A 24,665-nucleotide genomic window follows, 5' to 3' on the forward strand; every position below is an offset into this window, starting at 1 on the left:
TTTGTATCAAAAGCTATTGTTACGCCTTTTTCCAATCTTTTTGTACCTAATTCATCTACATAAAAAATGGAATCTAATTAATTATATATTTTCATTTTCTACTTTTTTTCATAAAGGACTTGTTTCAATATTACATCAATTATTTTTAATACTTTCAATTTCTTTATTTGCTAATTTAATATTATTTTCATTACTAGTAATTCTTTTTTGTTGTTTAGCAGAAAAATCAGCAGTTGCAGCATGGGTAAAATCATTCTCTTGTGGATTATTTTGTAATGCTTCTGGTGGTAATGTACCAATTTCACTTGGTCAATTTAAAACCATTGTTTCAGTTTCGGGGTCATATTCAGTTGCTACATAACTTTTATTTACAAGTTTAGTAACCGCTCCACGAAATACTTCATGTTCATTTTTGGTTATAACATCATCATATAATTTTATTTGTTTAGTTAATATAAAATCATGATTATCTTTGTCACCACTAATTCTTTGTTCTTTTTCATTATCAATTAATTCATCTACTTGATTTCTTGTATAAAATGCTTCTAAATCAATTTTATAAACATCAATTTCTTGTTCATCATAACTCATTAGTATTTCTTTTAATTGCGTTAATTGAGATAGAATTTTCATTCTACTTGGTGCTAAATCTCACACATTAATTGTTGGAATACTACTAACACTAAATTGTGTACCATTATTAAATTGAATATTAGCATCAACATTAAATTCAATTGGAGTACGATTAAATACTCAATGTTCTACCATTACATAAACCATATCTCTTAATGTTTCTTGAAGTAATTTATCTTTAAAACTACCAAAAGGAAATTTATATAAAATAAAATTAAGATAAGCATTAATATCATTTTGTGCGCGAATAGCAAATGTAGTAAATCATTCCTTAGCATTTGGTCATGTATTTACATATTGTTGGGGAGTTTCATTAATTGTTCCAGTTAATGGATATCACTTATTATAATTTTCTAAACTAATATCAGTTCAAAGTTCTTTTATCATATTATCATTCCTTAAAAAATGCTTTTTCATAATGTTTAGTACGTTTTTTAGTTTTTCTATGTGCTATATGTATAATTTCTTTTTGTAATTTTTTCTTACCTTTTTCAACCACTTGACTATAAGCAAATTTTTCTAAATGATGTAATAAACCAGTACCAAACAACGTATAAACTCCAAATTTTAAACTAACACTTTTAAAAGATTTAGTAACATTTTCCAACGGATTATTAATAACATTAATAACTTTATGATAAGTTCTTATTATTCTTAATATTTCGCGATGTACTTTAAAAGCATCTCTTATAATCTGTTGAATAACTGGTGGCGCAAATGCAATTGTTTTTAATCATTTATTAGTATTAACTCCATAACCAATATATCAACCACTATTTCAGCGATATCAATGAAAAGGATGTACTTGTGTAACGAAAGTTTCTGCTTTAATAATAGTATCAATAACAACAAATGGTTTATATTTAGGATTACGATGATAAATAGTAATAGCACATTTATCTAGTGATAATGGCTGAATTTTACATCCCATAAATACTGGTGAATTTAATGGAATTAATTGTGCATGTTTAATTGCTTTTTTCTCAGCACTAGTAAATAAATCACTTGTTTTTTCTTTTAATTTATTAATTTTTGCTATTGCTTTTTCTTCTAATTGTTCAAATTTTTCTTGTAATTTATATATCTTTTCACGTAATTTTTCAAAATATGGTGTATCTTTTCAAAATTTATTTAAACTTTTTTTAAAATAAAATCTAATATCAAAATATTTAAAAGTTTGATTTGTTTTTAAAACAACTTTATGAATAACACTATTTTTAAAATTGAACTTAATAGCATTAACACGAATTTTTTGTAAATCTAAAATTAATGTTTTTCCATATCTATTTTCTGTATGTATTGTGTAAACTAAATTTAATCAATCATGTTGGTTCATTTTTAATACTTCTTTTAAATCAGTATTATATTTTTTAAAAAAAATTATTTGCTTTTTCAATATCTTTAATTTTAAATTTAGGAGTTAATTGTGGACTTAACTTTATTAATGTATTTTGTAATAATAAGTAATCTTTTAACTCTTGTTCTTCTAATTTTTTAAAATTATTATGAAATTGTCTTTCTGCAACATAACCTAAGTTTTGCAATATTGTTTCACGATTAGGTGCAATTGAATAGTTAAATAAATATCGTTGTTTACCAATAATTTTATCTGTTAAAATTTCTTTGCCCGTTACTTGATTAATAACATCTTGTAAATTTTTTGCTTCTTTAATGCCAATTTTTTCTAATATTTTATTTTTTTGTGCTAGTTTAATAAATTTAGTAGTACGAATACCACGAGTAATTTTATTAAGTCCGGCAAACGCTGGTAATAAATTAAAAAAAGTATTTAATTTTGTTACATTTCCTTTTAAATAATCATAAACTTGATTAATAGTAAAATCAGTTGCAAATTCAATACTTGTTGCACTAATACTAGCAAGCAAGTCACTTGCACCTAATCCAAGTGCTAGTTCTTCACTTAAACCACCAGTAAAAGGAGCAAGTGCAACTGCTATTACTTGTACACCAATCATTTCTAAAATTTCTAATCATCAACTTTTATTTTCTTGTTGTTTACTTATTCTAGTATGTTTTGGTTTATTTATGTTTAAAATTATAGCAGTGCTATTAGTACCAATTGGCATAGTATTAATTTTCCTTATTTAAGATTAATTTTAATAGGATTTGTTGAACCTTTATAATTTGGGTCATTTATATTTGTTCTAATAATTACATATAAATCACCAGTTTTTTGTTTATTATTACTTATAATATTTTTACCTTGGTCATCACTAAAATATTTAATTGTAGGAGTTTCTAAACTTGGATTTAAACCATTAATTTCTTTTGTATATAAAATATTTGTATCTAAATCTCTATTATTTTTATCTGTTCTTGCCGTAGTATCTAATGTTAAATTTGTAATTTTAGATTTTAAGTCAGTTTTTACTTCACTTTTAATTACACCACACATCATTCAACGAGATGTTGTTTCTTTTTTTGACATATAAGGAATTGATTGACCCAATACTTCACCACCAACTTTATATGCTCTACCAACTTTACCGTCAGTAATCTCTTGCACATAAACAACCGTATTTTCTAGCATATATCTTTTCATTGCTTTTGGTGTTGCTAAAATAAAGGACATAATTTCATTTTCATTTTTATCATTAGCAAATGTCATATAATCATCAAGTACAATTTGACATAATACTCCTTTTACATATAAATCATTCATTACCGTTTAATCTTAATTGCTGTGCTAATTGATTATCAGTAATTATTCCTTTATTATCTGCTAAATAAACTAAACTATCATAAAGATTATTAGTAATAAAGAAACGAGAATTAGCACCATTTCTTAATTGAAATAAAGTATTTCATGCCGATAATATTGCTTTTAAATAACCAATTGAAGTTGTATCATTAATTAATACCTTAGTAGCAAATTGTGAAATTACATTAGTGTCATCACTTGCTAATTTATCTGTTAAATCATTTGCAACTTCATATTGCATAGTATCTAATAAATTTTGACCATTTTCTGCTAATAAATCAACAGCTGCAATAGTTTCACCTGCAACGTATAATTTTTCAATAATTTTGTCAATTTTATCAGTTTGAGCATAACTAATATCAAGTCTTGTACTTTTATCATTTCACTCAAGTACTTTAATTTTTGGGTCTTTTGGTAATTTAATAATGAATTCAATTTTAGTAGAATTAACCATTTCAATAGGAAAAAAACTTGCTCAGGGACTATTTGATTGTTTAAAAAATTCAATAAATTCAGGAGCTTCTACTAATTTTTCTGTATTATTTAAGTTTGTTTGAATATTTACTGCCATTTTAACTTTCCTTTTCTATAAATAATTTTTCTTTTTATAATCTAATAACGGATTAATTTTTGTTGATATTTGATTATTAATAATTGTTTGTTGATTACCACCAGTATTAAGTGGTGTTCTTAATACTGGTTGTTCTTTAATAAATTGTTTTATAGTATTTTCTATTTCTTCACTTTTAGTATCTTTTGTTTTAAACTTCAAATAATCATGAAATTCTTGTTTAATTTGATATTTATTAAAAATATTAATCATTTGTTGTTCTTTAAGTTCTTGATTAATTTTATTTAATTTATTTTCTGCTTCACTAATTTTTTGATTAATTTCATTATCAGGTTGTTGTTCAGCATTATTTTCAACTAAAAATTCATTTTGTATATTAGGTTCATTTTCAATCATGTTATTATTCCTTTCTTTATTATCCTAATAATCAATCTTTAACTATTTGTGGTATTTCATTCATTATTTTTTTATAATCAATAATTGCTTCTTCTAATATGTTAATTTCAGAAAAGTTAAAATATTTATCAATAGATAAATCAAAATCTCTATCAATTTTGATATCTTGTTCGTTATATTTTGTGTTAAATTCATTTCTTGTCATTTTGTCTCACTTCCTTACTTACATTTAATATTTTACTTTCATCTAAATTAAATGGAATTGCTAAAATTTGATAATGAATAATTTCACGATTATGATATCCGATTTTAGTAACTACTTCTTTAAAACCTAAATGAAATAATGTTGCTAATTCTAATGTTTCAAATGCTTTATATTTCATATCATCACTTTGATTAGTTTTATACATTAACAAATAAATTTGTTTCATGTTAGTAGTCATTTCAATTGGGCGTATCCAAAATAGGTATAGATTTAATAAAAATATAAATGAGAGATAATACTCTCATTTTTAATTGTTAAACAATTATAATTAATTATTTTGATAAATCTGTACTTTATTAAAGTAATTAATTATTACATAACTTAATAAAAATTATTAAAGGCTATAGTGCAGATATAACTAATAGTAATTTTTGTGTTGGTCTTTTATAACTTTATATTTTTTTTGGTTCCCTTCCCCCTAGAACCCCCTACCCTCCGAGGCTTTTGCTACTTACAGTAGCAATAAGCCTATACGTAGTAGATAGTAAATATTTAGTATATAAGCCTTTATCACTGTAAGTGATAAGGCTTATACATAATAGAAAGGTTAGAAAGGAATATATGACAACTATTAATTTAGAATTAAAAAGTAAAATTAAAGAAACAGATAAAGGTATATTATTAGAAATTGGTGAATATGAAACATGATTTTCTATTCAATATACTAATATTGATAATAAAAATAAAAAAATATTAATAAAAATTTTTGAAGATTGAGATTATAAATTAGGTAAAAAATCTATTATAAATGATATTTCTACTATTAAAGGTAGTGAAATTTTAAAATATATAAAAAATATTCCAAATGTTACTGCTAATGAAAATGAATTAATATCTTGTGAATTTTATAAAAAATATAATGGTTATTATATTGGACAAATAAAAAATGAAGAATGTTTTAAATATAATATTACCTGAGAAAAAGATAGAAAAAGTTTTAAAATAAATAATCCATATAATCATAATGATTTAGTAATAAATTATATAGTAACATCATTAAAAGATTTAGTAACTCATAATAATAAAATATTTTATTTAAAATATTAAGAAAGGAATTAATATAAATGCTTAATTGAAATATTATTACTCATAACTGTGATATTTGTTATAAAAAATCTTCATTTGCTAATAGAACATGTAATAACTGTTTTTATAAATTAATAGGTAAAAATAATGAAATGTAAATTACATAATAAAAAATATATTTGAATTAGTGAAATAGATAATTCTTATTATTGTAATAAATGTATTAATAATATGATTGAAGAAGATATATATTTAACAAGTGATAACTATGATAGTTTATATAACTATTATATTAATGAATTACAATTAGAAAATTTTTAAAGGAGAAAAGATAATGAATCAATTAGAATTACAAAATGCAAGAAAATTAATAGATAAATTTGAAGAATTACAAGAAGAATTTAATAGTAAATATGAAGAATTAGAATTTGAAATTGATAATGATGGTGATTTAAAAATTATGAAAGATTATTTTTCATATGAAAAAATAAATAAATTAGAACAAGTAATTATTCATTATAAAAAAATTATTAAAGGTTAAAGGAGAAAAATAATATGCAATATAATTATTTATTAAAATATAAATTAAATTATACTAATAAAAGAAAACAAAAAATATTTTCTACAATTGAAAATGCTATTAATTTTCATAAAAATTATAAACATCATATATTAGAAAATGCTTATATTGAACATTATGAAATATTAGTAATGGAATTAGATATTAAAGGAGTTGAATAATAATGCCAGCACATAAGAAAAATCAAGAAGATTTAATTATTAAACAAATTCATATTTGAGTTAATAAAACTGATTATTATAAATTAAAAATAATTTGTGTAGAAAAAGATATTACAATTAATAAATTTGTAAGGAATTTAATTAAAAATGCAATTGAATAATAATTTAATTTTTAAAAAAGATACACATCAATATTTTATTAAAAATAAAGAATTAATTTCAGTTTCTAAAATTATTCAATATTATTTATATGAAGATAAAAATCCTTATGAAAATATACCTTTTGATAGATTAGAAAATGCTAGATTAAGAGGAGAAACTGTTCATAAAGTAGCAGAATTATATTTTAAAAATATAAATATTAATAATATAAAAGATAAATTATTAAATAATATTCAACATTTATTTAATAAAAATTATTTACAATATTGTGAAAATTTATTAAATAATTTACAAGAATTTAAAGTAAATACTAAATATATATGTGAACAAGTATTTACTTATGATATTATTGCTGGAACACCAGATTTAATTTATAAAGAAAATAATTTATATACAATAATTGATTTTAAAACATTATCAAATATGTATAAAGAAAATAAAGAAAAATCAATATTACAATTAACCGCTTATTATTGAATATTAAAAAATAATGGTTTTAATTTATCAAATACACATTATATTTATTGAATTCAAAAAGATAATGTAGAAAAAATATTAGTAGAAATAACAGATGAATTAGTATATGAATGAGAAATGGCAATTGCACTTTGAAAGGAAAATCACTAATGGCAAATTTAACTTTACCTAAAAATATAGATAAATCAAAAATACAACAATTTACTAACTATTATGAATTAACAAAATTAAATGATAAAAAATTATCAACATTAAATCCACAATCAGTTATTAATACTTTAGCAACTATATTTGAATTAGATTTAAGTAATAATCCAATTAAAAAAGAAATAGCATTAATACCTTATAATAATGAATTACAAGTACAAATACAAGAAGATGGTTTTTTAACTTTATTACAACGTTCAAATTGTGTAATTGATTTTCAAAGAGAAATTATTACTGATAAACATATTTTTAATAAAGAAACTCAACGTTGAGAATTAGACCCTAGTAAAATATTTGAAAATAAAATAATTATTGGTTATTATGGTATGATTTCTATTAAAAATTATTTAGGTAAAATAATTACTTTTATTAAAGGTATGACTAAACAAGAATGTGAAGAACATAGAAAAAAATATAGTAAAGCAAATGGTAATAGTCCATGAACTACTAGTTTTAATGCTATGGCACTTAAAACAGTTATTAAAGCAATTATTAGAGATATTAATAAAGACCCTAGTATTAAATTAGAAAATCAAAATATTATTGATAGAGCAATGCAAATTGATCAAGCAATAGTATTAGAAAATGAAAATATAATGTATGTTGATAATCCAAATAATGATAATAAAGAAATTAAATTAAAATCTATTGAAGAACCAAAAGAAGAAATAAATATTAATTATGAACAAATACAAACTAATATTGATAATTTAGATAAGGTAGTATTTAGTAATGAATAATTATTTACTTTCAATTGACCCAAGTATAAAAAATACTGGGTTTACATTATGAGAAAATAAAATACCAATATTAATAACTAGTCTTAATTTTTCTAAAAAAGATTATCATTATTTTACTGATTTTATTAATATGGTTTTTCTACAATGTCAAACTAATAATTTAGGTGTAATTGATGATAAAACAGATTATAGTTTATATTTAGTAATTGAACGTGGGATATTTAATCCAAAATTTGGTAAAGGTAAAGAAACATTAGACCATTTACGTGGTTTTATTGCTGGACAATTTAATAAATTATTAACTAAAGATATGTTAGTTAGTAGTAGTGAATGAAGAAAATGATATCAAAGTTTAGATGAAATTAAATATAATTGAAATTATAAACCTTGAACTAAAGAGTTATCAATTGAACTTTCTCAATTCATGATTAAGAACCATAATTGAAATATTAAAATTAAAGACCATGACCAAGCAGAAAGTTTATTAATTGGTTGATATTATTTAAATAAGGAAGTGAAATAATGGTTTGATGAGAAATATTAATAATTATAAATTCTACAATAATAGCATTAATAAATTTAGGTTGTTTTATTGTTTTATTACTTGATTTAGTAAGGAAAAAATAAAATGAAAACTAAATTAAAATGTATTTGTAAAGATTGTAATAGTAAAGTATTAATTAAATTACAATCTACAGATTTAGAAAATACTTCTGTTCAATTTTTTAAAATGTGTAAAAAACATCAATTAGATTTTAATAATAAAGTAAAAGAAATTAAAGAATATTATAAAAATAAGGAGTAAATAATGAATTTGATTGAGATTAATAACTAAATATAGATAATTTATATTTAATGATTTTTGTCTATTTTTATTTGATTTCAGGGACATCTTGTTCAAATCATTTCTTAATTAATTCATTATCAATAACAGATGAATTTGGAGTTTTTAATCATGGTTCTGTATCATGTGAAGCACTAACTAATCTCATTGTAGAAAATTGACTTAAATGATTTAATATTTTTTGAAATATTTTTTTATTATATTTAGGAGTTTCAAATTCTTGAAATCTATAAATATCTATCCCATTAGAACCACAATCTTTTAAAAAATTATATAATGGTTTTACTACTGGTCCATATGTTCAAGCATAAAAATTAATATTTATTATTTCTTTTTTAAGTTCTTTTCAATAATAACAATAAAGAAATAATAAGATTTTTTGTAATCTTAAATTACTAATATTTTCTTGCATTTCTTTTGGTATATTCTTATTTTTTTGTTCTTTATCATAAAATTTTATGATTTCTTTACATAATCCTTTTACTTTATTAATTTCCATTTTAATCACATCCGAACGATAACTTAGCAAAAACTATTATTTTATATTCACATATTAACATATTTAAAAAATGAATAATAGATAATACAAAAATATAATAAAAAAAGTTACTATTTCTAGTAACTTTTTAATCTTAAATTTAATCTATCAAAACTGCTAAGAAAAAATAGATTACTTAAATTATACATTAATATTTAAGATTGTGTGGTTATAACTTTTTCTTGTAATTGTTTTCCTTTTTTAATAGTTATATTTTTATAGTCAATATGGTATCCCTCCAATTTCTAAATCCATGCTTTAATAAATCTTCTTATAATTAATTTATTTAAACAAAAAAATTATTCATTTATAATTTCTTGTTTTTTTGTTTTTTAAAACACTTAGTGTTTATTTTTTATTATAACAAAAAATAAATTTATCTGGGATTTAATACTATTTTAGTAATATTAGCTTTAATACTATTTATATATCTCATACCATATGTAGTATAAATTATACCTTCTATTTTGCCAATTGTAACCTCTAAATAAAAAGTTCATTCTAATTTTTTATCTTTAATTAATAAACCAATGAAATTATTATTCACTAAATCAGCATTAATTCTGGCAAAACCATAATCATTATCCTGTTTTAATTTAAAATCATAATTATTCAAAATATAATAATTATTTGTTTTTCAACAAGCTTTTGCATAACCCATATGCCCATTAAGGGCAGGAGTATTTATAGGAAATCATTCTTTAAAAGAAGTAGGTAAAACATAATCTTTAAATATTAAATCTTTTAAATCAATAGTCATACTTGTATTTTCTGTTTTTGCTGGATTAAAACTTTCTGTTGTAGAAAAATTAGTTGTTACATCAAATCCTTGAAAATGAAGGGTTTTATTTTGTATTTCTTCTTTTGTCTCAATATCATAATCATAATATATAGTTATATTTTTATAATATCTTTGTAAATCATTAAAAGTATTAATTAATAATGTTGGGTCTAATAAAGATTTTAAATTAATTTCATAATTAACCAATTTATTTGGATTAGCATTTAATCACTCATTAGTATTATCTTTTACTGGTATAACTGTTGTATCTGTTAATGGTATATTATTTGTTACTATATCTATTTTTAACTCTGGAATAATAACTATTTGTTTTGCTATATTTTGTGGACTTGGTGGTAAGATATTTGCTGGATAACTAAATGTAGTTTCTTCAGTTTCTTTATATTCATCATGATTTAATTTATATAAAGTAGTTCAATTAAAAGCATTACTAGTTAATGCTCCTTTATTTTTATATCTAAATTGTGCTATTGAAAGTTCATTATAATCACCTTGATAAGTAAATGGATTATCACTATAAAATGTATGTCTTTCTTCACCTTGATGTAATGATTGAGTTACAATTGTATCAATAATGTATGCATAATTAGAACCATCACTAACACCATTACTTGTTGGATTTCATTGCATTTCTGTGTCTAAGTTAGTTAATGGACTTGCTATATCTAAAAATTCAGTATCTTCTGCTAAAATATAAACTTTATTATTTTTCTTTTGTGATAAATCAACTGTACTTATTTGTTCTTTTGTTTTTAATTTATGACCAGTTTTAGGGTCTCATGGATATACTGATATTCTATCAGTTAATTTCATAGTCATAGCAGTTGTAGAAACATTAGCACCTAATAATTTACCAATAGCAAAAGCATTTTCATTAGCAAAAGCATTTTCATTAGCAAAAGCATTTAATGGAATTAAACCACCATTACCAATAATATTTTCTAAATTATTTGTAAAAAATGCTGACATGAAACCATTAAAATATAACATTTTTTTATATTGTTGATTATTTTGATTAATAATAAAACCAATTGGAATACCTAAACTTAAAACATTTAATAATTTACCAATTAATGGTATATCACTTAAAGCAAAAGGTAATCATTGTACACTATCATAAGGCATTTGTATTAAACTACTAAATACTACTGAATTAAAATTTAATATAGCACTCATATATTTTTGACTTATTTTTGAATAATCTACAGTTGGTGAACCAATAATTAAATTAGTATCTGGGTCTTTATATTTAAAATTACTAGACATATCTACATTATAATTACCAGAGATATTATTAATATTTCATTCACTATCTCAAAAGAATTTAGCTTCTCCAATTGCTGTACCATTACTATTAGTTGCTTTTGTTTTATCAAATGCTAACATACCTTTAAAATCTTTTGTAACAAATAAATTTGCTTGTAAATTTAAACTAGTTGATAATCATTCTTTTCAATTTTTAAAATTAAGATATCCAGTAGGTTTTGCATCCATTAAATTATAAAATGTAGTTTCTGGATGACTATTAGTAGTTATTTTATCATTAATACCTGCTAATAAACCACCATTATTTTTAACTGATGTACTTGAACGGTCATTATTACCAGCAATAAATAATCTTCTTGAAGCAAATACTTTTTGTTCAAATATTTCATTATTATTAATTTGATTAGGTGCTTGACCTTGTATTATAGGTCTACCATAATAATAACAACTAGATAATAATTCTAAACCATAAGATTGTCTATGACTATATCTAACTCCAATATCACGCATTAAAGTACGATTTAACGTTACTAAACTATTTTGAATAGTAGGGAAAGCATAACCACTACCTGGACTTGCATATTGTACATAATCAAGCGTATTTTGACCACTTGCTACTGCTCTATCATTAACTGAACTAAAAGTTAATACTTGCATACTAAATTCACCATTATAAGGACTATAATAATTAGTTACATTTGAAATATATAATAATTGTCTATCTTGATTTTTACCAGTATTACCACCAATATTTTCATTTTTATCATTAAATACACAAAAAAATTGTAAATAATCATCTACTGTAATTTGTTCTTCAAACATAACTAATATATATTGTCTTGTTGTAGAAATTGTTTTAAATAATTGATTATTAGGTAAACCACCAAAATCTACACCACTTGTATCATCAATTAAATAAGCATTTCAATAATCACCAATTTTATATTGTTTAGTATAATATTGGTCTTGTCCAGTAGTTTTATGAGTAGTTGGGTCTGTTATACCTTTATTTTTTTGATAGATTTTAGTACTATTTTTTCAAATACATACAACTGGAGTATTACCAGAAAGTATTAATTCATATTGACCAAAATCACTAATTTTACTATTAATAGGTTTATAACCAGTTTCAGTTAAAGGTATTGCTCCATTATTAATTATAAATGGAAATATTTTTCAATGACTTAAACGTTTAATTATTGCTTGTTGTCTCTTTAGATTTAGATGTGCGTGTTTCATTAATTGAATTCGTTGATGATTGCTCATTTTCACTATCTCCTAATTCTTTATTTAATTTTTTATTTTCTGTAATAATATTTTCAAATTTATTTTCTGCCATAAGTTGGTCAATATTATCATATTCACCAATTGCTTCACTTACTGTCATAGTACCATTATTTAATCTTGAATTAATAATTTGGTCTTGTACTATTTGGTCAGTCATTGCTATAGGTATAAATTTAAATGAATAAGGTCTTTCACCAATACCATTTCATAAATTTTCACTAATAAGAAGTAAATCAAATATACGATAAAAATAAGCACTATAAAATGCTATTTTAATTTCTGTTGTTTCCATATCAAATTTATTATTAAACATACTTTGTGTTTTATTAGTATAAACATCATTACCATGTTCATCATAATCATAACCAGAACCATTAAATATTGCTTTAGCAGTACCATTATAATCTAATCAATATTCACTAAATTTTGGGTCACCTTGTATAATTTGCATACTACCATTCCCATTTTTATCATATCCAGCACTACCAACATTAACTATCATATCTTTTTTAGGATTTTCAATAATATTACCATTTTCTTGCATTTCTTTAACTGTTTCATTATCTAATACAGCAAATAAAGTAGTAACATTAAATTCTCTTTCTAATCTTTTTTTCTTAATAACTTGATTTAAATCTCATATTAAATCTCATACTGCTGTACAATCTGGATATGCATTTAAAGTAGTTGTATTACCATATAAATTAATAATTGGTAAATTAGTTATTTCAAAAATAGGAATATAATTAAATGAATTTTTAATTTCATAAGTTTTTAATGGTGTTATATTTGGTTTTAATTTAGTTCTTGTAGAACCTAAAATAATATCTTTATTATTATCTTTATATGTTTCATATTTAACTTTTCCATTTTGTATTATTACTCAAGTTAAAGTAGCACTATCAGCTTGTTCATTAATAAAATAAAATTCTGCTGATTGTTCTTGTTCATTATATTTAGCAACTCTACCACAAAAACTATTAGGTAATATTTTAAGGGATTTACTATTATCTTCATTAATTATAATCATAATAAATACTTTACCCATTAGTGAATTTTGTAAACCAAATTTATAAAATTTTTCTAATCATTTATCTTTTAAATTCATTTCATTAAGATAATCTAATATTTCTTTTTTACTTGAATTAAATAAAAATCCTTTACCTAATCATAATTTAGTTGATTTTTGAGCAATAATCATTGGTATATCAATATATCAATCTTTTTTATCACAACTTAAATATTCCATTGTATTTATCATATTAATCACCACCAAAATTATTTTTATTAATTAATAATTTATTATTAATACCATTAATTAATCATTTCATTTCATGCATTAATGCATACATATCACTATCTCAAGTATCATCATGTAAATCTAACATTTTCGGACTATTATTAGTATCTAATTTCTTTTTATCTAATCATTGCATTAAACTATATTGTCTTTTAGTTTCTGGACATCTTTCTCAATTAAAACTAATAATATTTTTAAGCATACAAATTGTTGTAAAATCAATTCTATCATTTAAATATAAAATTGATTTATCTACTGCTATAAATTTTAATCATGTTATATTACGTTTTTTAACTCAACTTTTTAAAACATCAATAAATACTAACCCACCATTACCATAATCAACATAACAAGTAAAACCAAATAACATTGCTATATAACGTTTACTTTCATTAATATAATAATTAATAATATCATTTGCTAAAGTATCAGTATCTTTATATTGCATAGTAACATTACTATGATAAAATTCACTTTCTTTATGTGCTCTTCTACCATTATCATTTTCACCAATAAATCATAATGAAGCAGATGTAGGATGACCACTTGGACTTGTTGCCATACCTATATCTAAACCACCAGTTAATCTTTGTACTTGAAAATCTAATTTAGTATTAACTTTATCTAAATATCTAGCAAAAATAGCACCTTGTAAAATACTTGGTACACCATAATATCAACTTTGTGCTTTAATTGGATCTAATACTTTTAATTCTTCTAAATCATTAATCATATCTAATGTAAGATTATGAGCATTTACTTTTCAATTACTATAATGAAATAATTTAAAAATATTATTATCAAATATTGATTTAATTTGTTCATTTTTTTCTTTCATTATTTCTAAATTAAAAGGTACAATTTTATTCATATATTCAATATAATATTGATAAATATTATCTGGATTACAACTTTTTATTTTTATTCTTTTTTTAGCATTACCTAATGCAAATGTTATTGCTTGAAATTCTTGTTGACTAAATTCATTTGCTTCTTCACATCATTCAATTGCTAAATCAAAACCTTTTATTTCACTACGAGAAAGACCTTTTAAAGGTATTCTATCATTTGAATTACTATATACACCCATTACCCTAATAAATGATTTAAAACCTTTAAAACGAAAGTCTGCTTGCTTATTAGGGTATTTTAAAGTAAAGTCTTTATAATCATTCAATCCAATTATTATTAAAGCATTATATATTTCTTTTACTAAATCATTAATATCTTTATTTAATTTTCTAAATGCATAAATAGCAATTGATTTTTGTACTTTAATTGATATAACTATTAATATTGCTAATTCTTCTGCTATACTATATGTTTTACTAGAATATCTACTACCACTAAGATTATATTCACTATGAGTAAAATCACTTTTATTTAATAATCAATAACTAATTTCATTTAAATAAGTAAATTCTTTATTCATAATATTATTCCTGTAATTCTTCTAGTAAATATAAACCAGATGAATTATATAAATCAATTATAGTAACACAAACAATTTTTCTTTCTCGTGTACCAACTGGAATACTATTTAAATAAATTGCACCAGTAATTCCATAATTTCCTTTAACACTTCCAAAAAGATGACATATTTTTGGAGTAAGTGGTACTTGGTCTGGTAATAATTGTGGTGTAAATATAATTTCTAATTTTGGAGCATAACTATAATAAGGTTCAAGATTACTTACATTATTATAAGTTAATTTATATTTTTTATTAGGTTTTAATTCATATTCTATTTGTGTGTTATTTTTTATTAATTTTCCTACTTTTTTTCATTTTGGAATTCTCGGAGTAGGATTTGGATTATTTTTAAATTCAATATCTCAATAATTTTCTTCTATTTCATTAGTTTCTAAACTACTTAATTTAAGTTTTAAAGGTTTAGTTCTTTTATTTAATTCATTAATAGCACCAGTAATAGTTTTATCAGTAGTTTGTAAATTATCATCTTTAATATTTTGTTTTAAAACTATAATATTCATATTATTAGTTACTTCAGTATGAAGTTGACTAATTTTTAATTCTACTGATTTTATATCATTATTATGATTTTCAATACTTTCTTTTTTATCTAATAAATTATTAGTTTCTTCTTTTTTATAATAATCAGTTAAATCTGGCGGTTCACTACCACCAGTAGCACTAATAATATTATCTTTAATAGTTATATTAGTACCTGCAATTAATTTATCTTGTTTTAATAATAATTTATCATCTGCATATTTTTTTGGAATTAAAGTTCCATTTAAATAACTTGAGTAATCTTCTGTAAACGGATTAAAATTTTTATAAGCAACTCATTTATATATAAAATTAGGTACTAAAGTATGTTTTAAAATTTCAATAGCATTTTTTTTATCATCAAGGTCATCAAAATAAATTACTTTATCACTAACATCACTATTAACTATATGAGTTTCTTTATCATATTTAATATTAATAGTTTTTTTTGGACTTTTAAATTCAGGTACTGTAGTACTTGTATTAATACCTCTAGTATCAATATTAACAACTGGTCTTAACATATTTTGTGTATTAGTAATAGTAATTTTAGTTCTAATATCTAATGATTTTATATTAGTATATGGTATATATGCATTTAATGGACTATCTTCTCCACAATTTGAAATAAATTTATTAAAATAATTATTTTTTTGTGGTTCTATTCCTTTTAAATTAAAACCTTTAATATTTGGATATTCTTTAATTTTTCTTAAATAATTAAATACTTCGGGTGGGATAAAATAAGGGTCATCTGGATTAGTTTCACTATAAGTTAATCCACCTTGACTAATTGAACCTTGACCACGTAAATAATCTACATCTTTAGTTAATAAAAATCTAACATAATTAGCAGTTGCTGTTTGAACATTATTTGTAAAATCTGTTGGTGTTATTTCTGGTCATTTTTTACTAATAGTAAAACCACTTAAATAATCAATATTACTACTAGCTACAGATATTGCAAATCAAATTTCATTATCTGGAGTAGTTACTTTATCAAAAAATAATTCATTAAAATATTTTGATAATTTAAATTCTTCAACTGTAATAAATAATATTGGGTCTTTAATTGCCATAATTTACTCCTTAATGTAAAAATAAAGGGTATTTAAACCCTTTAAATTTTAATTTTAGTTACTTTTTTCTTATCTTTATTTGTTAATTCTTGACGTTTTGCTTTTTGAGCAATAATAAAATCTTCAAAATCTTTTTCATCAACATCAAAAGCATCTAATTTTTGTGCAATAGGAGTTTCTGTTAATTGTAATCTATCATTTAATTGTTTAATATTTAAAATAATATATTCAATTAATTTATTAAATTTAAGTTCTTTAGCAACTATATCTTGTTTATTTTTTTTAATTTTTTTTGAAATAATAGATAATACAAAAGTAATAATAACACCACTAGTAACTGCTCCTCCTATAATTCCACTTAATAAATATACTGTTAAATTCATTTTTTATTACACCTTTTCTATTTGAATTTTATTTGAATGATTTTTACATAAAATACATTCTTTTTTATGTTTTTTAATTTGTTGATATTGATAAATTAAATAAGGACTTGTAATAATAATTGGAATTATTATTAATCCAAATTTAAGTAATTTTCCATAATTACCTAATTTAGTTGCTAGATTTAATCCTATATGACTAAACATTGGAAATAAAGTTAAAACCAAATGGTCAGGTCAAGTAAAATTATATTGAGTTGTATAACTTCCAATTCCCATTTCTATTGGTATTTTAGGTAGTAATCATGGTGTTATTGTAAAAAATAATGTTATTAATATACCAATAATATGACTAGTTATTTTTAAAATATTAGATATTAATATTTTGATTTTATCTATATGAGTACTATTTTTATTAAATCAAATTTTATTTAATTTTTTATATTCTTTATTATCTTTTGATATTGGATTAATAGTATTTCATATACCAATTGGTTTAATAGGTTTTGTTAAATCTATATCCATATAATCACCTACTTTCATGTTTTATATTTACTTTTATTTTTATAAATAGAAATACCTATATTTTTAGTAGTACTACTTGTTTTATGAAAATTTAAATATTCTTTTCTTTCTACTCTTCATGCTCTACTACCTAATTCAGTTTTTGGTAAAGTTTTAAATTCTTTAAGTTTAAAAAATCCACGTTCTAATCTATTAATAAATGCAGTTGTTTTTAATACATTAATATTAGTTGATTTAAGCACATTATAGCGTTGTTTACCTTTACTAATACCTTTCTCTTCTTTAAGTTGTTTCTTAACATATTTACGTATTTGTGAAGGTAAAAAACCCCTTAAAAAATATCTTCAAAATATTGTTCCAGCACCACTACCATTTTTACCTTTTTGAACTTTCATTAATTCTCAAGTGTCTTCATTTACATTAGGATAAGTATATGGACCATATCAACGTTTATTTTTATATGTATCAGATTGTATTAAAACTTGTAATAATCCTAATTTAAGTGATTTATTAGATTTATAAAATAAACCTTTTTTTAATCATGAACTAGATAATATTACTCAACCTTTATCATCTTTATTATCAGTTTCTTTTACATATTTATTATTTAAATCTTTAGTATCTTTAGTTTTATTATCTTTAAATAAATTATTAACTTTTTTAATTGGATTAACAAATAATTTATCTAATTCAGTTTTTAAAATAGTTAATTCATTAGGTTTTAAAATAGATAATAATTTTTTAGCAATATTAGGATTAAAAACTGAATAAGGTTGATTTAATTCTTCAATAGAAACATTTTCACTATCTAACACTGATTTTAATCCATTATCTTTACTATAATTTTTTAATAAACTAACAATTAATACTCGAATATCATCACTAGCTAATGCAGAATATATTAATCTAATAATTAAAGGTAACATTATAAAGTAAATAAACTATTACTACGTTGAATATTAGGGTCATAATCATTAATAGTATCTCTTGTTTCATAGTTATCTCAATCAAAATTATTATCATCTGATATTATTGGTTGAGTTTCATTATCAATAAATGAAGTTTCTTGCATTTCTCTATCATGATTTGTTTTCATTGGTAATAAATTATGTATAATTTCACTAGCACCCGCTATTATTGTAGGAATAGCATAAGCATTATTAAAATCATTATTAATACCCATTGCTACACCACTACTAATTAAACACCCACCAGTACCCATATTTGCTATTTTTCTTATTGGTTCAAATCTATTAGGTATTAATTCAGTAATTCCACTAATAAGATTTGAAATACCATAAGCATTTAATGAAATATAAGTATCTCAATCCATTAAATTATTAGAATTATTATTAAATAAATTATCTGGAAATGGATTAACAGTTGTTGATGTTGTACTTGTAGTAGTTATAGGAGATATAGTACTTGTTATTGGATTAATTGTTGTACTAGGTTCTATTGGTGTAATAACAGTATTTAAAAACTTACTATAATTTGCTAAACTAATTGTTCCTAAACCTAATAATATTTTTTTACTACTATTAATAAATTTAGTTTTAGAAGAAGGTCTTTGATTTAAATTTCATATATCTAAACCTAATTTTTTACCAAATAATAAAGAATTAATTGAGCCTAATATTGGATTACCTATTAATTGTCCATAATAAGCACTGGTTCCAATCATTGCTAAAATTGGACTTATACCTGTTCTTATTAATTTTATTAAAGTATAGTTACTCAATGGTATAGTTTCAGCATGTTGTGGCATGTTTATTTTCTCCTTTTAATAATTTAGTAGATTTTTTAATTTGAATTAATACTTTACCTTTTAAATTAACATTATCTCCAACACATACAGCAAAATTATCATGTACATTACTTACTCTTATATAATTTGGATTTAATGTTGGAAATTCATAAAGTAATATTGCTAATATATCTTGTGAACTATTTAAATCTTCTGGTTTTGGGGAATTTATAATAATATGTGATTTATCATTAAAATATTTATATATAAATTCCATAATTTAAGCCTTAGTAAATGTTAATTTAACTGTTCCATAATATTCTTTATTATCACCAGTCATAGTTGCACTTGTATTAGTAATATTAGTATATGTTGCTTTTTTAGGTTCAAATCCAACATTACCTATTTTTACTATTGCTATATCTAATTCATCACTAGTAGGATTATCACTAGCAATAGTAATTTTTCCTAAATCTTTATAATAAATTATATTTTGTAAATCTAAAATATTCATATTATCATAATCTGTTGATTGATAAGTAGCATTAACATTAGTTGGGTCTGTTTTATAATTTTTTGCTCTTGCTGTTTTAATTTCATCAATTGTTGGCATTTTTTCTTGAATAATATACATTAAATCTGGTCTAATTGCACTTGGTAATGCATATAATGCTTTCCCAATAATACGAATATTATCTGTTGCATTATCTAATTTATTTCTTACTTTTGTAAATGAAATAGGCATACCTCACATATATCTGTTATAAACTACACCAAATAAATTTAATAAATTATAATCTTTTTCTAAATGCATACCAGAAACTGTATCATGAATAAAATCTTGTTCTAAATAAAAACTTTCATAAAATTCCATACCCATAATTTGATTTGTATATCTTTTACCAGTTGCTAAAGTATTTGCAGCAATTTGACCATAATTTAATAATGTAAATGCTTTTGCCAAATTAAAACTACTATCAATACCACAAGCACCAGTTAAATCTGCTTTATTAATACCAACCGTAATATCATCTACTTTTTTAATTAATTTATTATTTCTTTCTCCAATTATATAATAAGCATTTAATGCTTGTTCTTTAGTCATATTATTTAAATTTAAAGGTAATACTAATGATTTAGCAATTGCATAATCTTTGGTACCTTGTAAAAATATTAATTCAAAATTTTCTCTTAAATTTCTCATAAATGAACTTGTTCAATTTGAAACAATTTGAGTTGCTACATTTGCTGGTGAAGTCATAAATCTTTCAATATCAAATTCTGGAATATTAAAATCAATTGTTAATTCTTTATCAATAATTAATGTTGTTGTTTTAACTGTTCCTTTTTGTCTTTTAGTACCAGTAAATTCATCTCATGTTGAACCTCATAATACACGAACTGTTGCTCTATATATTGCCATTGCGACACCACTAATATTTGCTATTTGGTCAGCAGTAACAGTATTTCTCATAAATAAAGTACTTATTTCAGCAGTTAATTCACCACGAACTTGTGCTTCAAGTACACTTAAAACAGCATTTTCAGTAGGTGTATTACCACCAATAATAAATGCTTTAGGTATTTGTGGAATTGCCATTTTATCCTCTTTCTATTTAATAGATTTAAGTGCATTTCCTCTTGCTAAATTTACAAGTTTTTCTAATTCGTTAGGGTCAGTAATACCTGTAGTTTTTGCTTTTTCATTTAATTTTCTTTCTAATTCTTCTGGATTAATACTATTTGTATGTAAATCTAAAAGAGTTTTAGGATTAAAATCATTTGTATTAGGTTTATTTTCTTGTTTAAAAGATTCTGATATTTTATCAATAAGAAATTCTTTATAATCTTCATTTATTTTATTAAATGCTTCTTGTTTAGATAAAGATTTATAATTATCAGTACTCATTAAATTTTTAATTAAATTTACTTTTTTAGTATCTTTAATATTAGAAAATAATTGTTGCTCTTCATAACTATTAATTTTAGTTTCATATTCTTTTAATTTAGTTTGTTGTTCTTGTAGTTTTGGATTTAAGATTTTATTTTCCATAAATTCTTCATGTTCTTTAACTAATCTTTGTAAATTTTCTGGTTTAGAATAATCTACTTTATCATCTCATTTAAAATTTTCCATTTTAAACTCCTTATTAATAATAATTCCTATTATTAGGCAAATAGTCACGCCATGTTTCATAATAATTATATCATTTTTACCCTTTAAAATAAAGAAAAAATCTATATTAAATATAGATTTTCTAATTATTATTTTCAATTTTTCTTGGTTCAGTAATATTAATAATTATATTACTATTATTTGTTTCTACATCTTGATTATCTATTAAATCATCAAACATATCTCTATGATTTGTTCTTAAATATAATCATTCATATTGTGCAACTTTAGTTACATTTTTTAATCGTGCAATGCCTATTTTAAGGCATGCTTTATCATATTCGTTAATAAAATCTTTTTGTCATTTTGTCGGTCTTCTTCGGCAATCAAATATGTATTTATTATCAACCTTTAAAATATAATTTAATTCTTGTTTAGTACATTTTTTAAGATTATCTTTATTTGTTCTTAAATATTCTTGTATTTTTTCTTTATAATTACCTAATTCTTTTCTTTGTTTTGGCATATTATTCACCTTTTATCCTTATGTATATTATAACATTTACTATTATTCTTATATATAATCATTTTAGATTAATAATTAAGAAAGGAATTAATATTATGACTTTAATTAATAATGAATATGATTATGATAGTTTAGATATTAAATATACAAATTTAAAAATAAAAGAATATGAACAAGATTTATTAAATTATGATTATAATTATTTTAAAACTTATGATAAAAATAAATATAAATATATACAAAGAAGACAAAAATTAATTATTAATCCTTTTGGAAAATCTTATCTTCCATTAAGAATATATAAAAATTTAGAAACTAATGAAAATATATGTCCAGTAAAAAATTTTATTAAAATTCTAAAATATAAAAATTGTACTAATCGTTTATTAAATTTTATATTAAAACAAATACATAAAGGTAAAAGACAATGTGATATTAAAGATATGTTACCCGATTGTCCTATTTCAAATCAAACTATTAGTAATATAATAAAAAATAGTAAATTTACTATTCAACCTTTAAAAGAAAAAATTAAAGTATTAGATAATCAAAAACTTCATATTGATATTGATGATTGTTATGAATTTTTAAGAAATGATTATGGAATAATAGAAAAACATTGTATTAAAATTTTTAATCTTTATACTCATAAAATTAATATTAGTAAAAATAGAAATAAATTATTAAATAAAACAACAGCATTTTTATTATATAAAAATGATGATAATATGTCACAAGATAAAGTATATAATTTTGTTTTTGAAACTATTAATAATAATTATGATATTAAAATAAATAGTTTAAAAGATTTAGAATCTCAAAATCTTAATTTAATAATTGCAGGTGATGGTGCATTATCAATAAGAGCAATGGCTAAATTATTAGGTGGTTATTATATATTAGATAAATTTCATGCTTTTAGTTATCTTTGAAAATCATTTGTTGGTAAAAGGGGAAAGAAAAAAGAATCTACTGATTGAACTAAGTATATAGATTCATCTGCTTCTTTTAAAAACGGTAATTATAATCAATTTATTAATATTTTAGAAAATAATGTTGATGAAAAAACATTTAATTATTTTAAAAATAATACTCAAGGTATTATTAATCAAGGAGCAGATTGAAATATTGGTTGTTATGCTGAAAGTACTGTTTTTCATTTAGTAAAGTCATTAAAAGGAAATGGTGCAAAAGCATATAATTCTAAAACATTTATTAATATGTTAAATGCAAGAGTAGCATATCTTAATAAACAAAATATTAGTTTTTAGTTAATATAAAATTAAATAAATATTTACCTAAATAGTTAGGAATTTTTAGATTAAAATAGTAAAATTAAAGTGATATTATTGTTTACAAGAATGATAATATATGGTATAATTACACTAACAATTAAAGATATATTTCTCTCATTGAAAGTATCTATACGTATATTTTATTCGCCCTCAAAACTACACTTGGGCTTTCATATAACTATGAAAGTATGTAAACCTATATAAGTTATAATACAATTGGTTTGAGAATCAATAGTTATGCAAATAAATTTTTTCAAAAGCACAACTACGATGTTATACTTTTTTTATATTTTATGAACAAGGGTGTTGACTTAAATGAATGATTCACTTCCACTAATTTTCAAAAACTTGTATTAAAAAAATATTACTTAGTAATTAGTACTTATTTCCCTGGTCACCATTAAGTTGGACATTTTCTAAAGATATTATTTCTTATTTAATAATGCTACTAATTGCTCTTTAGGTAAATCTAACATTTCCTTTTCATATTTTATAAACATATCTTTACATGCTTGTAATTCTTTTATAGCATGTTCTAAGTTGCCTCAACCTTCAATAACAACCGTTTTTTTCTGTAATGCTTTGTACTGTAAAAAGAAATTTGTAATCTCATCACGTAAATGTGATGGTACATCTTCTAAAGTTTTAAAATCATTAAAACGCGGATCACTAGCAACAACACCAAACACTTTAGTATCAATCTCACCACCATCAATCATTTTTATAGTTCCTAAAATTCTCACATCTACTAAACAGCCAGGGAAAGTTGGATAAGTAATTAAACTAATAATATCCAAGGGGTCACCATCATAGTCTAAAGTATTAGGTATATAACCATATTCACCAGGATAAAAGTTAGCACCATATAAAACACGATCTAAAACCATTGTTTTAGTCTTTCCATCAAATTCATACTTATTACTTGAACCTTTAGGAATTTCTACTACCATTTGTACAATGCTCTTGTTATTTTTTGCCATTATTTTTTCATCTCCTTTTAAAATTAA

32 protein-coding genes are annotated in these 24,665 nt (G+C 22.0%); 10 read left to right on the top strand and 22 right to left on the bottom strand.

Features of this window, described 5'->3' with window-relative positions; genetic code table 4:
- Positions 1–81: 81 nt before the first annotated feature.
- The 8 genes from AAHM98_RS06065 to AAHM98_RS06100 are packed head-to-tail and all read right to left on the bottom strand — an operon-like array spanning position 82 to position 4,753.
- On the bottom strand, positions 82–1,020 hold the full coding sequence (locus AAHM98_RS06065) for a hypothetical protein (protein ID WP_342275977.1): 939 nt from the start codon (positions 1,018–1,020) through the stop codon (positions 82–84).
- A gap of 1 nt (position 1,021) precedes the next feature.
- Complete coding sequence (locus tag AAHM98_RS06070) at positions 1,022–2,029, bottom strand: hypothetical protein (RefSeq protein ID WP_342275978.1); 1,008 nt, start codon at positions 2,027–2,029, stop codon at positions 1,022–1,024.
- Positions 2,004–2,720 carry a hypothetical protein gene (locus AAHM98_RS06075; protein WP_342275979.1) on the bottom strand — a complete coding sequence of 239 codons (717 nt, stop codon included), beginning with the start codon at positions 2,718–2,720 and terminating at the stop codon, positions 2,004–2,006. Before AAHM98_RS06075 ends, AAHM98_RS06070 begins: the two co-directional genes overlap by 26 nt.
- Before the next feature lie 14 nt (positions 2,721–2,734).
- On the bottom strand, positions 2,735–3,316 hold the full coding sequence (locus tag AAHM98_RS06080) for a hypothetical protein (RefSeq protein WP_342275980.1): 582 nt from the start codon (positions 3,314–3,316) through the stop codon (positions 2,735–2,737).
- Positions 3,249–3,926: a hypothetical protein gene (locus AAHM98_RS06085; protein ID WP_342275981.1), complete on the bottom strand. Its 678-nt coding sequence runs from the start codon at positions 3,924–3,926 to the stop codon at positions 3,249–3,251. Before AAHM98_RS06085 ends, AAHM98_RS06080 begins: the two co-directional genes overlap by 68 nt.
- Before the next feature lie 15 nt (positions 3,927–3,941).
- A complete protein-coding gene (locus AAHM98_RS06090; RefSeq protein ID WP_342275982.1) occupies positions 3,942–4,322 on the bottom strand; it encodes a hypothetical protein in 381 nt (126 codons plus the stop codon).
- A 19-nt stretch (positions 4,323–4,341) separates the two neighbouring features.
- Positions 4,342–4,527: a hypothetical protein gene (locus AAHM98_RS06095; protein WP_342275983.1), complete on the bottom strand. Its 186-nt coding sequence runs from the start codon at positions 4,525–4,527 to the stop codon at positions 4,342–4,344.
- Positions 4,508–4,753 (bottom strand): hypothetical protein, encoded by a 246-nt coding sequence (locus AAHM98_RS06100; RefSeq protein WP_342275984.1) that lies wholly within the window; start codon positions 4,751–4,753, stop codon positions 4,508–4,510. The genes AAHM98_RS06095 and AAHM98_RS06100 overlap by 20 nt, the downstream gene beginning before the upstream one ends.
- 395 nt (positions 4,754–5,148) lie before the next feature.
- On the opposite strand from AAHM98_RS06100, the gene AAHM98_RS06105 reads away from it, so the two are divergent.
- The 9 genes from AAHM98_RS06105 (at position 5,149) to AAHM98_RS06145 (ending at position 8,745) form a co-directional block, all read left to right on the top strand.
- On the top strand, positions 5,149–5,634 hold the full coding sequence (locus tag AAHM98_RS06105; protein WP_342275892.1) for a hypothetical protein: 486 nt from the start codon (positions 5,149–5,151) through the stop codon (positions 5,632–5,634).
- A 126-nt stretch (positions 5,635–5,760) separates the two neighbouring features.
- Positions 5,761–5,934: a hypothetical protein gene (locus AAHM98_RS06110; RefSeq protein ID WP_342275760.1), complete on the top strand. Its 174-nt coding sequence runs from the start codon at positions 5,761–5,763 to the stop codon at positions 5,932–5,934.
- 13 nt (positions 5,935–5,947) lie between these two features.
- Positions 5,948–6,154 (top strand): hypothetical protein, encoded by a 207-nt coding sequence (locus AAHM98_RS06115; RefSeq protein ID WP_342275759.1) that lies wholly within the window; start codon positions 5,948–5,950, stop codon positions 6,152–6,154.
- Between the two features lie 14 nt (positions 6,155–6,168).
- A complete protein-coding gene (locus AAHM98_RS06120) occupies positions 6,169–6,354 on the top strand; it encodes a hypothetical protein (RefSeq protein ID WP_342275985.1) in 186 nt (61 codons plus the stop codon).
- 2 nt (positions 6,355–6,356) lie between these two features.
- Positions 6,357–6,515 carry a hypothetical protein gene (locus AAHM98_RS06125; protein ID WP_342275895.1) on the top strand — a complete coding sequence of 53 codons (159 nt, stop codon included), beginning with the start codon at positions 6,357–6,359 and terminating at the stop codon, positions 6,513–6,515.
- The gene (locus tag AAHM98_RS06130; RefSeq protein ID WP_342275949.1) at positions 6,502–7,143 is read left to right on the top strand and encodes a PD-(D/E)XK nuclease family protein; all 642 of its coding nucleotides are present in this window, start codon (positions 6,502–6,504) and stop codon (positions 7,141–7,143) included. Before AAHM98_RS06125 ends, AAHM98_RS06130 begins: the two co-directional genes overlap by 14 nt.
- Complete coding sequence (locus tag AAHM98_RS06135) at positions 7,143–7,940, top strand: recombinase RecT (RefSeq protein ID WP_342275986.1); 798 nt, start codon at positions 7,143–7,145, stop codon at positions 7,938–7,940. The genes AAHM98_RS06130 and AAHM98_RS06135 overlap by 1 nt, the downstream gene beginning before the upstream one ends.
- On the top strand, positions 7,933–8,463 hold the full coding sequence (locus tag AAHM98_RS06140) for a hypothetical protein (protein ID WP_342275933.1): 531 nt from the start codon (positions 7,933–7,935) through the stop codon (positions 8,461–8,463). The genes AAHM98_RS06135 and AAHM98_RS06140 overlap by 8 nt, the downstream gene beginning before the upstream one ends.
- A gap of 105 nt (positions 8,464–8,568) precedes the next feature.
- Positions 8,569–8,745 carry a hypothetical protein gene (locus tag AAHM98_RS06145; RefSeq protein WP_342275753.1) on the top strand — a complete coding sequence of 59 codons (177 nt, stop codon included), beginning with the start codon at positions 8,569–8,571 and terminating at the stop codon, positions 8,743–8,745.
- A 67-nt stretch (positions 8,746–8,812) separates the two neighbouring features.
- Here AAHM98_RS06145 and AAHM98_RS06150 read toward each other — a convergent pair whose 3' ends face one another.
- From AAHM98_RS06150 to AAHM98_RS06210, 13 genes are all read right to left on the bottom strand, one after another.
- Positions 8,813–9,283 carry a Panacea domain-containing protein gene (locus AAHM98_RS06150; RefSeq protein WP_342275932.1) on the bottom strand — a complete coding sequence of 157 codons (471 nt, stop codon included), beginning with the start codon at positions 9,281–9,283 and terminating at the stop codon, positions 8,813–8,815.
- A gap of 415 nt (positions 9,284–9,698) precedes the next feature.
- A complete protein-coding gene (locus AAHM98_RS06155) occupies positions 9,699–12,629 on the bottom strand; it encodes a hypothetical protein (RefSeq protein WP_342275987.1) in 2,931 nt (976 codons plus the stop codon).
- Entirely contained in the window at positions 12,583–13,938 is a 1,356-nt protein-coding gene (locus tag AAHM98_RS06160) for a hypothetical protein (protein ID WP_342275928.1), read from the bottom strand. Before AAHM98_RS06160 ends, AAHM98_RS06155 begins: the two co-directional genes overlap by 47 nt.
- A gap of 1 nt (position 13,939) precedes the next feature.
- A complete protein-coding gene (locus AAHM98_RS06165; RefSeq protein ID WP_342275927.1) occupies positions 13,940–15,409 on the bottom strand; it encodes a hypothetical protein in 1,470 nt (489 codons plus the stop codon).
- A gap of 4 nt (positions 15,410–15,413) precedes the next feature.
- Entirely contained in the window at positions 15,414–17,069 is a 1,656-nt protein-coding gene (locus AAHM98_RS06170) for a hypothetical protein (RefSeq protein ID WP_342275988.1), read from the bottom strand.
- 41 nt (positions 17,070–17,110) lie between these two features.
- A complete protein-coding gene (locus AAHM98_RS06175) occupies positions 17,111–17,452 on the bottom strand; it encodes a hypothetical protein (RefSeq protein ID WP_342275989.1) in 342 nt (113 codons plus the stop codon).
- 6 nt (positions 17,453–17,458) lie between these two features.
- Complete coding sequence (locus tag AAHM98_RS06180) at positions 17,459–17,974, bottom strand: hypothetical protein (RefSeq protein WP_342275917.1); 516 nt, start codon at positions 17,972–17,974, stop codon at positions 17,459–17,461.
- Positions 17,975–17,982: 8 nt separating this feature from the next.
- Positions 17,983–18,900 carry a hypothetical protein gene (locus tag AAHM98_RS06185; protein ID WP_342275990.1) on the bottom strand — a complete coding sequence of 306 codons (918 nt, stop codon included), beginning with the start codon at positions 18,898–18,900 and terminating at the stop codon, positions 17,983–17,985.
- On the bottom strand, positions 18,900–19,742 hold the full coding sequence (locus tag AAHM98_RS06190) for a hypothetical protein (protein WP_342275924.1): 843 nt from the start codon (positions 19,740–19,742) through the stop codon (positions 18,900–18,902). Before AAHM98_RS06190 ends, AAHM98_RS06185 begins: the two co-directional genes overlap by 1 nt.
- Positions 19,708–19,998, bottom strand: a complete 291-nt coding sequence (locus AAHM98_RS06195) for a hypothetical protein (protein ID WP_342275923.1) — start codon at positions 19,996–19,998, stop codon at positions 19,708–19,710. Before AAHM98_RS06195 ends, AAHM98_RS06190 begins: the two co-directional genes overlap by 35 nt.
- A 3-nt stretch (positions 19,999–20,001) precedes the next feature.
- Complete coding sequence (locus AAHM98_RS06200) at positions 20,002–21,321, bottom strand: hypothetical protein (RefSeq protein ID WP_342275922.1); 1,320 nt, start codon at positions 21,319–21,321, stop codon at positions 20,002–20,004.
- Positions 21,322–21,333: 12 nt separating this feature from the next.
- Entirely contained in the window at positions 21,334–21,858 is a 525-nt protein-coding gene (locus AAHM98_RS06205) for a hypothetical protein (RefSeq protein WP_342275991.1), read from the bottom strand.
- A gap of 121 nt (positions 21,859–21,979) precedes the next feature.
- The gene (locus AAHM98_RS06210) at positions 21,980–22,363 is read right to left on the bottom strand and encodes a hypothetical protein (RefSeq protein WP_342275810.1); all 384 of its coding nucleotides are present in this window, start codon (positions 22,361–22,363) and stop codon (positions 21,980–21,982) included.
- 95 nt (positions 22,364–22,458) lie between these two features.
- Here AAHM98_RS06210 and AAHM98_RS06215 point away from each other — a divergent pair, with 95 nt between their 5' ends.
- On the top strand, positions 22,459–23,634 hold the full coding sequence (locus AAHM98_RS06215) for an Mbov_0401 family ICE element transposase-like protein (protein WP_342275992.1): 1,176 nt from the start codon (positions 22,459–22,461) through the stop codon (positions 23,632–23,634).
- 449 nt (positions 23,635–24,083) lie between these two features.
- Here AAHM98_RS06215 and AAHM98_RS06220 read toward each other — a convergent pair whose 3' ends face one another.
- Positions 24,084–24,638, bottom strand: a complete 555-nt coding sequence (locus AAHM98_RS06220; RefSeq protein ID WP_342275993.1) for an inorganic diphosphatase — start codon at positions 24,636–24,638, stop codon at positions 24,084–24,086.
- Positions 24,639–24,665: the final 27 nt, after the last annotated feature.

It is taken from the genome of Spiroplasma endosymbiont of Nebria brevicollis, from assembly GCF_964030895.1.
Lineage (GTDB): Bacteria > Bacillota_I > Bacilli_A > Mycoplasmatales > VBWQ01 > Spiroplasma_E.